Annotated in this window: 11 protein-coding genes and 2 tRNA genes; 8 read left to right on the forward strand and 5 right to left on the reverse strand. The window is 41.7% G+C overall.

Annotation, left to right across the window (positions count from 1 at the left end; all coding sequences use genetic code 11):
- Positions 1-141: 141 nt before the first annotated feature.
- On the forward strand, positions 142-642 hold the full coding sequence (ybaK, locus tag HXT52_RS03990) for a Cys-tRNA(Pro) deacylase (protein WP_116793876.1): 501 nt from the start codon (positions 142-144) through the stop codon (positions 640-642).
- A 106-nt stretch (positions 643-748) separates the two neighbouring features.
- Positions 749-823 carry a 50S ribosomal protein bL37 gene (locus HXT52_RS03995; RefSeq protein WP_369803150.1) on the forward strand — a complete coding sequence of 25 codons (75 nt, stop codon included), beginning with the start codon at positions 749-751 and terminating at the stop codon, positions 821-823.
- A gap of 60 nt (positions 824-883) precedes the next feature.
- Here the strand turns inward: HXT52_RS03995 and HXT52_RS04000 are convergent, their stop codons facing one another.
- Positions 884-1,456, reverse strand: coding sequence for a sigma-70 family RNA polymerase sigma factor (locus HXT52_RS04000; RefSeq protein ID WP_004136293.1), 573 nt, complete (start codon positions 1,454-1,456; stop codon positions 884-886).
- A gap of 107 nt (positions 1,457-1,563) precedes the next feature.
- Between HXT52_RS04000 and HXT52_RS04005 the strand changes: the two genes are divergently transcribed.
- The 4 genes from HXT52_RS04005 (at position 1,564) to HXT52_RS04020 (ending at position 6,302) form a co-directional block, all read left to right on the forward strand.
- Positions 1,564-2,343, forward strand: a complete 780-nt coding sequence (locus HXT52_RS04005) for an exonuclease domain-containing protein (protein WP_421776183.1) — start codon at positions 1,564-1,566, stop codon at positions 2,341-2,343.
- A gap of 79 nt (positions 2,344-2,422) precedes the next feature.
- The gene (locus HXT52_RS04010; protein WP_421775769.1) at positions 2,423-4,195 is read left to right on the forward strand and encodes a UDP-N-acetylmuramoyl-L-alanyl-D-glutamate--2,6-diaminopimelate ligase; all 1,773 of its coding nucleotides are present in this window, start codon (positions 2,423-2,425) and stop codon (positions 4,193-4,195) included.
- Positions 4,196-4,292: 97 nt separating this feature from the next.
- A complete protein-coding gene (locus HXT52_RS04015) occupies positions 4,293-5,534 on the forward strand; it encodes a carboxylate--amine ligase (RefSeq protein ID WP_019260836.1) in 1,242 nt (413 codons plus the stop codon).
- Between the two features lie 42 nt (positions 5,535-5,576).
- The gene (locus HXT52_RS04020) at positions 5,577-6,302 is read left to right on the forward strand and encodes an aspartate/glutamate racemase family protein (protein WP_421775770.1); all 726 of its coding nucleotides are present in this window, start codon (positions 5,577-5,579) and stop codon (positions 6,300-6,302) included.
- A gap of 31 nt (positions 6,303-6,333) precedes the next feature.
- On the opposite strand, the gene HXT52_RS04025 is transcribed toward HXT52_RS04020, so the two are convergent.
- The gene (locus HXT52_RS04025; RefSeq protein ID WP_421775771.1) at positions 6,334-7,791 is read right to left on the reverse strand and encodes a bifunctional folylpolyglutamate synthase/dihydrofolate synthase; all 1,458 of its coding nucleotides are present in this window, start codon (positions 7,789-7,791) and stop codon (positions 6,334-6,336) included.
- 270 nt (positions 7,792-8,061) lie between these two features.
- On the opposite strand from HXT52_RS04025, the gene HXT52_RS04030 reads away from it, so the two are divergent.
- Both HXT52_RS04030 and HXT52_RS04035 read left to right on the forward strand, forming a co-directional pair.
- Positions 8,062-9,657, forward strand: coding sequence for an aminopeptidase P family protein (locus HXT52_RS04030; protein ID WP_415682806.1), 1,596 nt, complete (start codon positions 8,062-8,064; stop codon positions 9,655-9,657).
- 285 nt (positions 9,658-9,942) lie between these two features.
- Complete coding sequence (locus tag HXT52_RS04035; protein ID WP_004134566.1) at positions 9,943-10,839, forward strand: carbohydrate kinase family protein; 897 nt, start codon at positions 9,943-9,945, stop codon at positions 10,837-10,839.
- A 103-nt stretch (positions 10,840-10,942) separates the two neighbouring features.
- On the opposite strand, the gene HXT52_RS04040 is transcribed toward HXT52_RS04035, so the two are convergent.
- The 3 genes from HXT52_RS04040 to HXT52_RS04050 form a co-directional block, all read right to left on the reverse strand.
- Positions 10,943-11,016, reverse strand: a tRNA-Ile gene (locus tag HXT52_RS04040).
- Positions 11,017-11,100: 84 nt separating this feature from the next.
- Positions 11,101-11,826 carry an ECF transporter S component gene (locus HXT52_RS04045; protein WP_421775772.1) on the reverse strand — a complete coding sequence of 242 codons (726 nt, stop codon included), beginning with the start codon at positions 11,824-11,826 and terminating at the stop codon, positions 11,101-11,103.
- Between the two features lie 262 nt (positions 11,827-12,088).
- Positions 12,089-12,160 (reverse strand) — tRNA-Glu (locus tag HXT52_RS04050).
- Between the last annotated feature and the right edge of the window lie 296 nt (positions 12,161-12,456).

Consider the following 12,456-nt stretch of genomic DNA (forward strand, 5'->3'; position numbering starts at 1 on the left):
GTAAGGTTTATAAAACCCCTTGTGCTGCTTTCTAAGCTCACAAGGGGTTTATTTTTTAGATTTACATTAAGTCAAAAGTTGGTATAGCATATCATGTAACACAAAATTGCTATTAAACCACGCAACATAAGGGGAAACGCAATGAGTAAAAAACATGCAGAAACAGGAAAAGCAACTCCTGCTATTGCTCAATTAGAAAAAGCAGGAATCAATTTTAGAATTGCTCAATATGAGCATGATGCAGATCATATGGATGACGGCTATGGGATTGAAGCTGCTGAAAAACTCGGAGTAAGCGCCGCCCAAGTTTGTAAAACGCTTATGGTTGATACTGGCGAAAAGCGAGTAGTTGGAATTGTTCCAGTAAATGGACGACTAAATATGAAAGCAATTGCTGCAGCTGTTGGCGCAAAGAAAGCTAGTATGACAAGCCCAGAAGTTGCGCAACGTGAAAGCGGATACGTGGTTGGTGGAATTTCGCCATTTGGTCAGAAAACACATCATGAAACAGTTCTTGACACTAGCGTAATGCAGTTTGATGAGATTCTTGTTTCTGGAGGAAAGCGCGGACTTGACGTGGTGCTTAATCCTCAAGACATCGTAACATTGTTAAATGCAACCGTTGCAGATATTGCAGCATAAGTTTGCTGCAACGAGATTTAGCATAAGCTAGGCGTGAGCTAGTATAACGTCTTGGCAACGTGCGATAATCCCTAAGGTTGTTAATTAATCGTTAAGGAGTACCATTATGGGTATGCGTGGCCGCAAGCGCAAGGCGCGTCGTAAAAAAGCAGCAAATCACGGCAAAAGGCCAAATGCTTAAGCTGTAATTTTTGCTTATAAATACTATAAAGCCCGCTTCTACGCGGGCTTTTTGTTTTGATTATCTGCATAAATCTGCAAGCTCGTGCTTTAACTGAGTTCTAGCACGATTAAGCCTGCTCATAACAGTACCAATTTTTATGCCTTCTTCTTTGGCAATCTGCTTATAAGATTTCCCATTGATAGCAGCCTCAACAAAAACTTTTCTGCGATCAGGAGGAAGAGTTCCTAAAGCTGCAATAATCTCCTTAGGAGCGAATCCTTCAAAATACTCTTGTTCCGCAGAAACCAGTCCACTTGGAGCATGATTAGAAGCTTCGTAAATATCCCAATCGTTATAATCGCCAGTTTTATCGTTTGCTCGCTTAGGCGCACGCTTTTCTTTTGCGTATTGATTAAAATAAAGATTTCGCTCAATCCTGTTAATCCAAGCTGAAAAATTTGTGCCAGGATGAAAAGTTGAGAAAGATTTTAGCGCACGCTCAAAAGTATCTTGTACTAAGTCTTGAGCATCCTGCGCATTATTGGTTAATCGCATAGCTTGAGTGTATAAAGAATCAACACATGGAGTAATAAGCTGCTCAAATTGCTCATATTTACGCTTAACAAGCGCGCACTTATTAGACTTACTCATAACTTAATAATACTTTTTACTTTGCACATATATTTGCAAATATCTCGACGAATCGCTTTGTAGATTGCCCGCGCGCCAAAACCCGCCATTGCGGTAATATTGTGACTATGCCAACAAATATTAAAGAATTGTTAGATGCTTTAAATGCAGCTCCATTTCAAGAGGAAAACACTCCACTTTCAAAATCGTGGCTGCTTGGTTTCGATACTGAGACGACCGGAGCAAATATTGGTAAAGATGCAATAGCTTCCGCAACCTTGGTTTTAAGAAATCCTTCTTTGGAGCACGAAGGCGATACTGTTTCTACATGGTTAATTAACCCTCATCAGCCTATGAATCCTAAAGCAAGCGAAGTAAATGGTTTCACAGACGAATATCTTCAAGAACACGGCGGAGAGCCTGTAGAAGAGCTTGAGCTACTTGCACAAGCAGTTAGCTTGGCTCAAGCAAAAAATATTCCATTGCTGGCTTATAACGCACCGTTTGATGTTGCTATGCTTCGTCATGATTTGAACCGTTGGCAACTCAAATCTTTAAATCAGCGACCAGTTTGCAGCATAAGCACTCTTACAGAAAACGATGTTCTTACGGTAGATCCGCTGGTTATTGATCGCGCTGTTTCTATAAGACCTGGGAAACGCACTTTAACTCTTACTTCCCAATTCTATGGCGTTGAACCAATTGGTGACTTCCACGACGCAACTGCAGATACTGTGGCAGCTCTTGATTTAGTTGCTCCTATTTGCAATGCGTATGAGCAGGTTGGAAGCATGACATTAAGCAAGCTAATGAGTTGGCAGAGAGAAGCATATATTCGTTGGAGAGATAGTTTTAACAAGTGGCTTGAATCTCATGGCCGTGAGCCAATTCGCGGGACTTGGCTTTAAACTTGTTGGAATAAACAATTTATAATCCAATTGCATTATTGCTTAAAAATATTTACTTATGTTTAGCGAAAAGAAAAATATGACTATGCACAACACGTTGTCACTAACAAGCGCAAGTAAGCTTTTGCAACAATATGGCTTGTTGCGCGAAATGATTCAGCATCACGAGTCACAAGATTTGGCTTCCAATAGCGAACAATCTACAGACTCTACGCATTCCCGTAATGAAATATGGTCTTTAAATCCGTATTATTTTGCCAATGTTGATGCAGACGAGTGTTTTGCTCACGCAACTTACGATACTCGCGATATTAAGCCTGGAACTTTGCTTTTTATTAAGGGCAATTTTAAGCCTGAATATCTTTTAGACGCGGACGGCAAAGGTCTTAGCGCATACGTTGCTGAGCAGAGTTACGCTGAGTACACAAATGCTGTTGGATTAATTGTTACAGACGTGCGCAAAGCAATGAGCATACTTTCTGCAGCATTCTTTGGAAATCCTCAAGAAAAGCTCACAGTTGTTGGAATTACTGGAACTAAAGGTAAAACAACTACCGCATACTTTACTCACGCTATTCTAAACGCGCATTCTAGCTCAAAAGCAGCATTATTCTCATCTGTAGATAACTGCTTAGACGGTGTTAATTACGTTGAGTCAGATTTAACAACTCCTGAAAGTTTCGACGCTTTTAAAATGATGCGCGAAGCTGTAGATAACGGCATGAAATACCTTGTTATGGAAGTTTCTTCCCAAGCTTATAAGGTAAATCGCGTGTACGGACTTAAGTTTGATGTTGCAGCTTTCTTAAATATTAGTCCGGATCATATTAGCCCTATTGAGCACCCAACTTTTGAAGATTACTTGTATTGCAAGCGTCAAATTATTGCGAATACTAAGCGATTGGTATTAAATGCGGATGCTGATCACGCAGATCTTTTGTTGCAAGACGCAGAACGTAACAATGTGCCTGTAACAACTTTTGCAAGAATACAAAAAGATGAAATAGAAAACTGCACTTGCGAAGTTATAAATAGTGACGATTTAGAAGATAATCACACAGATTATTGCGCATCTGTTAACGACGACGACTATTCAGAGCTACTTACGCCTGACTACATTGCAATTCCTGCAGAAAACAGTGAGTCACATTGCATTTCTATTAGAGATACGGACGAAGATAGCGATGATGAAGACGTACACTACTCTACTGTTGACGACTTTTCGCTTGCAATTGCGGGAGATTTTAATTACGAAAACGCTTTAGCTGCAATCGCAATTGCAGGCGAATTGGGAATTAGCCAGGAAACTGATTTAGCAGCGCTGAAATCTATTGAAAATATTAAGATTCCTGGACGCATGGAAGTATTCAAAGACGCACAGTCTAACACAATTGCGGTTGTTGATTACGCGCATAATTATATTTCCACTAAAGCACTTCTTGATTTTGTTGATGAACGTTACGGTAAGGAAAACCCTAGAATTACACTAGTAACAGGATCTGCAGGAAATAAAGCTTACGATCGCCGTAAGGAAATCGTCCAAGCTGCTCAAAATCGTATTTACCAGTTTATTTTTACAACTGAAGACACAAATACAGAAGACGAAATGGATATTTGCAAAGATATGCGAGGATACATAACTAACGAAAACGTTAAGTCGCATATTATTATAGACCGTCCAGATGCAGTGGAATACAGTGTTGACGACGCTCGCAAAAGCTTTAATCGCGAAGAAAAATTCAACGTTATTCTTTTGATTGGCAAAGGCGATGAGCGTTGGATTAAACACGAAAACAAGCATGTGCCTTACGAGGGTGATTCAGAAATCATAAAACGTCTTTTTACGCTTTAACATTAAGTATTGCAAAAAACGTAAAAGTAAACGCTACGAATACATGCTAAAAATACATGCCACAAATAAACGTACAAAAACGATAAAGAAGACACAAATGACTAATCAAAAATTCCAACCAGTGCTGCTCGGCAGCGATATTAACGCTTACGGAATGGCTAGAGCATTCCACGAAGCATACGGTATTACTTCTATAGCTTTTGCATATTTCCAACTTTCTCCTACAAAATTTAGCAAGATTATTGATGTGAGAATCGTCCCAAATTTTGGCGAGCTTACAACATTTCTAAACACAATGCTTTCGTTTGGAAAATCGTGGAAGGAAGAGAACCCAAATACTAAGCTTCTACTTATTCCTTGCGGAGATGTTTACGCAAATTTGTTAAGCCAGTGCGGAGAAAAATTGCGCGACTATTTTGCTTTCCACACTTTGCCAAACGAATTAAACCGACAGCTAAGCCTAAAAAGCTCGTTCTACAAAACTTGCGAAAAATACAATCTTCCTCATCCAAAAACTAAAGTAGTAAACGCTCAAGAAGTAGCAGCACACGCTTATGAAGATCTTCCATTCAACTTCCCTATTGCAATGAAACCTGCAGATAGCGCCAAATGGCTTAAAGTCGATTTTGAGGGGCGTAAGAAGGCCTTTATTATCGACACACCTAAGGAGCTTGATACTCTTATTCAACGCTCCTATAAAGCCGGTTACGATGGCGAAATGATTTTGCAAGACTTTATTCCGGGAGACGATAGCCGTATGCGCGTTCTAAACGCATACGTAGACAGCGAACACCACGTTAGAATGATGTTTCTTGGCCATCCTTTGCTAGAAGACCCAACACCTGAAGCTGTGGGAAACTATGCTGCTATTATTCCTGACTACAATATGGAAGTTTTCCGCAGCATTAAAGCGTTCTTGGAAGATATTCATTACGTTGGCGTAGCTAATTTCGACATGAAATACGATGAGCGCGACGGAGAGTATAAACTTTTTGAAATAAACTTGCGTCAAGGCCGCTCAAGCTACTTTGTGACTTTAAATGGCTTTAATATTGCGAAATATTTTGCGCAAGATTTGATTTTCCATGAGCCTTTTGACGGAAATACTGTGTTTGGTCGTGGAGAAAAATTGTGGATGGAAATTCCACGCTCTATTTTCTTAAATTACGTAGCAGAAGGCGAAGAAAAGAAGCGTGGTACTAGTATGATTCGTCGCGGCGATTGGGGCACTACGCTAGAATATAAGAAGGATATGAACCTACTACGCTGGCTTATGATTCGTCATATGTTTTCAATTTACAAGAAGCGCTATGCTGAATTTTTCCGCAATAAGGCGTGAAATACTCCGGCACAATATGGGTTCCGAAAGGAAAATTACACGATGAAACGGCCGTTTTTTGCTGTACTTGGCGGAATGGGTACTCTTGCAACAGAAAGCTATATTCGTTTACTGAATAAAGAAACACATGCGCATAATGATCAAGAGTTTTTGGATTATGTGGTGTTTAACGACGCTTCTGTGCCAGACAGAACGGCTTATATTGTTGGAAATTCCGACGAAAATCCATTCCCTGTTCTTGCGGACGATATTCAAAAAGCAACGCAAATGGGAGCTTCTTTTATTGTATTAACATGCAATACGGCGCATTATTTTTACGATAAGTTCCAAGCGCTTACCAACGTTCCTATTATGCATATGCCTCGAGGCGCTGTGGCTGAAGTTGCTCGACGCTACCCTACTGCTCGTTGCAAGCGCATTGGATTTTTAGGCACTGAAGGATCACGTAAAGCGGGAGTGTATCAGCGCGCTATTGAAGAAGCAGGATACACGTTTGTAGCTCCAGACGACGACTTGCAGAAACGTATTACTTCGCTTATTTACGATGACGTAAAAGGTACAGGAGACCTTGATTTTCACCGTTACGAATCTGTTTTAAGCGATATGCTAGACCCTGCAGGAGCATGCAGTTGCGATGCGCTTATTTTAGGATGCACAGAGCTTAGCGTGCTAAATGAAGCTTTCCCACTGCCTCAAATACCATTGGTTGACGCTCAAGCAGTGCTTGTAAAAGACACTGTGCAAAAAGCTAAAGCTTTGCGAAATTAGCAAATTAAGCAGCTAAATAAAAGCTTAATTTTCAGGACTCGTCAATATTCGGGTGAATTGCAACGCGCTGATCTTTAGACTTTTTTAAATCCGGATTCACATGCTCAACAAGCATTGTGCGAGCATCTCCTGCCGTAACAAAGCTTCCGCAAATAAGCACGCCGTGACCGTAGCCCACGCCAAGCTCATCGTCTTCATCAACAAGATTCACAGCCGTTTGAATAGCATCCGGAAGCTCGTCAACGCGAATCACACGATCCCTGCCAAACACGCCTACAGCAACCTTTTCAAGATCTTCCGGATCCATTACGCGGTCGCGCCAAGAATTACGCGTAACAATGATTTTCGTCAAAATAGGCTCAAGCACACCCAAGTATTCTTCAACCTGCTTATCTGCCATCATTGCAACAACGCCAATAAGCTGCTCAAAATGATAGTTTTCTTCAATAGTTTCACGAAGAGACTCAGCAGCATTAACATTATGGCCACCGTCAACAATAATCGTCGGCGAAGTACGAACCTGCTCAATACGACCCGGAACCTTAACCTGGCTTAAAGCTTCAGCAACCAAATCGCCATCCAAAGCTCCATTTATAGGAAGCACAACCTCTGCAGCAGCGAGCGCCGCCAAAGCATTATGCGCCTGATGCTTACCAAACTTATCTATTGGAACGTCCTCATACGTGCCAAGAGGCGTGCGCAAAGTAACAACCTGGCCACCAACTGCAGGAGTACGAGAAACAACTTCAAGCTCGCCGTCACCATAAGAAGAATCGCGCAATAATTTAGCATTATTACGCTCAGCAACTTCTTTAATAATTGGCAAAACCTTATCTTCATGCGGCTGAGGGCCTAAAATTACAGTGCAATTTGGCTTAATAATGCCAGCTTTTGTGCGAGCAATCTCTTCAACAGTGTCCCCAAGCCACTGCATATGATCCATGTCTACAGGCCCAATAATTGCAGCATCTGCGTTCATAACATTAGTAGCATCCCATTCGCCACCCATGCCAACTTCCATAACAGCAACGTCAACAGGAGCGTCCGCAAAAGCCCAAATCGCCATGGCTGTAAGCACTTCAAAAAAGCTCATTTTTGGCTTACCTTCAGCCTCCATGCGAGCATCAACCATGTCGATAATATCTTTCATTTGATCCCAAACGTCAATAAAATCGTCATCGCTGATTTCTTGGCCATCAATCATAATGCGCTCATTTATGCGCTCTAAATGCGGAGAAGTGTAAAGACCAGTGCGCAAACCGTATGCTCGGCACAAAGACTCAGCCATGCGAGCAGTAGAACCCTTGCCATTCGTGCCAGTAATATGAATAACGTGCATAGACTTTTCTGGATGCCCAAGAATATCGAGAATTAAGCGCATTCTGTCTAAATCAAGATTAGTTTTATTATGCTCAGGAGCGCGGCTCATAATATTACGCTCAATATCAACAATTCGCTCATTATTGCGATTTGGATGTTCCATAGACATAACTGCACTCCCCTAATTTTGTGCTCACTCACTCATTTTCCAAATATATAGATTAGTTTATGCCAACAACAGAAACCCAATAAAATATTGTGACAATATTCACATAACAAAACTTTCATTAACACACTTTGTAAATTACATATAAAATCTGAGCTTTTTAAGACAAAAAACTCGCATAAAACAGTAAATAAGACTATGTTAGTTATTGTCTAGTTTAATTCCTAGTTTATTTTTATTTACACACAAAAAGAAGTGTTAAGGAGTCGCATAATGGCAGAAAATACGCCAACAGAGCACGGTGAAGAATTAAAATCTGACGGCACACAAAAGGCGGAAGACCGCGTTAACAATCGCTCTCTTCGACCAAATAGCGATTCTTTTAAAGATTTTATGACAAGCAGCTGGGATAATCAGGAGCCAGAAGTTAAGCCTCTTGAATCCAGCAAGTACATTCCAGCACGTTTAGAAGCACTTTCTAAGCGCTTCCCCGGAGAACGCTTAGTTATTCCTGCAGGACAGCCAAAAGTGCGCAATAACGATTGCGATTACGCTTTCCGCCCAGACACGACTTTTGCCTACTACACTGGCTTGGGCCAAGATTACGAAGCCGGAGCTGTGCTTGTTATGGAACCGGTTGAAAAAGACAGCGAAGAAGCAAAAGCGGGTAAAAATCATATTCCAGAGCTTTTTGTTGCTCCACGCGCAGATAACAGCACCTCAGCATTCTATAAAGATCCTCACTATGGTGAATACTGGGTTGGCCCACGCGCAGGCTTAAAAGAACTTAAAGCCATGACCGGTATTGAAACGCGCGATATTGCTGAACTTGACGATGCTATTTCCAAGAATGTAAGCGACGATGCAAACGGTGAAGGCGTTCGCGTTCGAATCATTCGAGAAACCGACCCGGAGCTTACCGCAAAAGTTGAAACAATGCGCGAAGCAAGCGGATTTACGGACGAAGACGCTAATAGTTCCGCCGACGACAAACTGCACGAATTTGCTGCAGAAGCACGAATGCTTAAAGACGATTACGAAATTCGAGAAATGCGCAAAGCTGTTGCCGCAACAAAGCTCGGTTTTGACCGCATGCTTACTAGATTGCCTCAAGCGCTTGGAAAAGAACATTCCGAACGCATGGTTGAAGGCGCTTTTAACTCTGTGGCTCGCGAAGAGGGCAACGAAGTTGGATACGACACGATTGTTGCTTCCGGCAAGCACGCGCCAATTTTGCACTGGATGCGAAACACAGGCGTAGTTTCTAACGGAGAACTGCTTCTTATTGATGCAGGCGTTGAAGTAAACAGCCTCTACACCGCTGACATTACGCGCACTTTCCCAACAAACGGCAAATTTACTGACTTGCAAAAGAAGCTTTACCAGTGCGTGCTGGATGCTCAACAAGCCGGTTTTGAAGCAGCAAAGCCGGGCGCAACCTACTCCGACATTCACCACGCTTGCATGCGAGTATTAGCAGAGCACTTGCACGAATGGGGAATTTTGAAGGTAAGCGTTGAAGAGTCACTATCTCCAGAAGGACAGCAGCATCGACGCTGGCATGCGTGCGGAGTTGCTCACCATCTTGGCTTAGACGTACACGACTGCGCTCAAGCACGCTACGAGTCTTATCAAGGCGCAAAAATTACTCCAGGAATGATTTTTACGATTGAACCAGGATTGTATTTTGCAGCCAACGATTTAATGCTACCGGAAGAAATGCGCGGTATTGGCATTCGCATTGAAGACGATGTGTTAATGACAGAAAACGGCCCAGAATGGCTTTCTATTGACATTCCAAAGCAGATTGACGATGTAGAAGCCTGGATGGCTGAGCAAGCTCGCAAAAGTGATATTTTTCAGCATTAATCAATAAATTAAAATAATAGAAAAATATAATAAAACGAAATAATAATAAATATAGTACGCCAGCATAAGTTAAGTTAAACGTACGCAATATAGCACTTATGGTGCGCTCTATAGAAACGTAACATGCATTGCGCATGTTACTTATCGCAAGGGCACACCATAATTGTTTATGTAGCATTTTTACAAGCAAAATTTGCATCAAAATGCTTTTGAAGAAGCGAGAAGATATTTAGTAAAAGTATAGCTCTACAAACTTGCTGCACTGACGCGCGCGAAAGGAATATTATGACTAAGCCAATTGTTCTTTCACTCGGCGAACTTTTATGGGATTTACTTCCACACGGAAAACGTGTTGGCGGAGCGCCAGCAAATTTTGCATATCATGCACAGTGCCACGGAGCGCAAAGTTGCATGATTAGTGCTGTTGGTCAAGACCAACTCGGCGACGAGCTGATTGACAAAGTGAACAAAGCTGGAATCACTTCAATTATTCAACGCAACGCGTGGCCAACAAGCACTGTGGAAGTAACGCTAAAAAAGGGAATACCAGAGTACACTATTCTGCGAAATATAGCATGGGATCATATTCTTTACACTCGAGAACTCATTGATTTAGTAGAACGAGCAGATGCGGTATGCTTTGGCACTCTAAGCTTACGTTCTCAAGAAACTCACGACACAATTTTACAATTGTTAAAGCATACTAAGCCTGGAGCAATGAAGTTCTTCGACATAAACATTCGAAGCGACCACTATTCTAAGGATCTTATTGATACGCTTCTTCAGCAAGCCACCGTTTTTAAGCTTAACGATTCTGAACTGTTCCTACTTAGAGACATGTTCAATATTCGCGACACTTCAGACGAGGAAGCTTGCAAGTGGTTCCAAGCTCGTTACGCACTAGATTATGTGATTCTTACAGGCGGCTCTACTTTTAGTACGATTACTACTAGCACCGGAGAAAGCTCTACTATTCCAACGCCACACGTTGATGTTCTTGACACAGTTGGTGCTGGAGACTCGTTCTCAGGAACATTCGCAGCACATATTCTTAAAGGCGAAAGTCTTGAAGAAGCGCATCGAGCAGCCGTTAATACCGCTGCATTCGTATGCACTCAGGAAGGCGCATGGCCAAAGTATCCTAAACAAATACCGGATTATTTAGCAAAAGCCGGAAAATAAAAAGTAGACTTAACAATAAAAGCAATCTAAGAATCTACTTTTAAAAGTTTAAAATACAAAAACGCCACTTCATAAACTTAATGAAGTGGCGTTATTTAGTTCGTGGGGCCTCAGGGGCTTGAACCCTGGACCGACGGATTATGAGTCCGTTGCTCTAACCGACTGAGCTAAAGCCCCACGCTAACAAAGTTAGCAACGACTAGATTAGCACATACCCATAAACGTCGCCAACCTAAGTGAGTCGAACTCAAATAAAAAGCATCACACGCGCTCAGTTCGTCCGGAAGCAAAATTATCAAGAGCACCGGTTGCGCGCAAAGCCAAGTAAACAAACCACACGAGCACGCCGGAAAGCAAAAGACCACTTACAAGCTCAGTAATCATATGAATCGTAATATAAGTAGGAGCTTTACCCTGATACTTAGTGAAGCATAAGAACACACCATACTCAAAAGCCACAAGCAAACCAGAAAGAACACTCAAAGTCAAATTAAACTTTCGATACTTAGCAATCAAGAATGGAATTTCCGCAAAAACACCCTGCAGCAAAGCAGAAACAACAGTATCCCTAATATTAAAAGGCGATCCAAGCAAAACCTGCACAAAAGCTGCAACAACATTCACATACACTGCAGAACCAGGCTTACGGATTAAAAGAACCGCAAGAGTGCCAGACAAATACCACACGCCGTGCGTAATACTTGCGAAACCAGGAAGAACCGCCGCATTAAGAGTACGAATTATTGGAATAAACACCAAGCCGTATCCGCACAAAATAACGCCAAAAACAGCAGATAAAGCAGCTCCCAAAGCAATATCTGCCACACGCCAACGCAGATTAGCAATAATTGAAGGCTCCGGATTAGCTTTAGCATTCGCGCTATCCGTTACAGGAGTTGCAGAAGCTACAAAATCTACAGAAGTAGATGATTTTGCTTCACCACTATCAATACTATTATCAATATTCGTGTTAAAAATATTGCTCATAAGAAATCCTTTATCTTAAAAATGCTGCGCATTGTAAATACTTAATTGAGCGCTTCCTGACCTACGCAACCCGGGCAGAAGCACCAACGTGAAAGTCTACCACCTTAAACAAAAACAACACACGTTATAACAAATTTGCGTTATTAAAGTAAGTTATAACGCAATATAAAACCGCAGAAATCTAGGGTTATAGGCCAAAACTTTAGCAAGATACAATCAAAAACAAAAAACACCGCTGAGATTTCAGCGGTGCTCTAATTTGTACCCCCTAAGAGAGTCGAACTCTTGTTGTCAGATTGAAAGTCTGGTGTCCTAACCGTTAGACGAAGGGGGCTTCGAACCAAACCATATGATACTAACACTCAGAAAAGAGTCGCGCAACTTACGGCGTGTTGAGATTAAGTACGTCTTAATTGCGTGTGTGTTTACGGTGGTTATGAGATGTGGCTGTGAGATGTGGCTGTGAGTGGTGGGTGTGAGTGGTGGGTGTGAGTGGTGGGTGTGAGTGGTGGGTGTTGCTTGTCTCGCAGCGCTACGCTCTTATACCTTATTTGGACTTAGTGGTTGCATAGTTAAGTTTAGTTTTTTACTTACTTTCTTTCAAAAATATTTATTTATCAAAAAGATATT

This window comes from Gardnerella sp. KA00288 (assembly GCF_049244085.1).
GTDB classification, from domain to species: domain Bacteria; phylum Actinomycetota; class Actinomycetes; order Actinomycetales; family Bifidobacteriaceae; genus Bifidobacterium; species Bifidobacterium greenwoodii.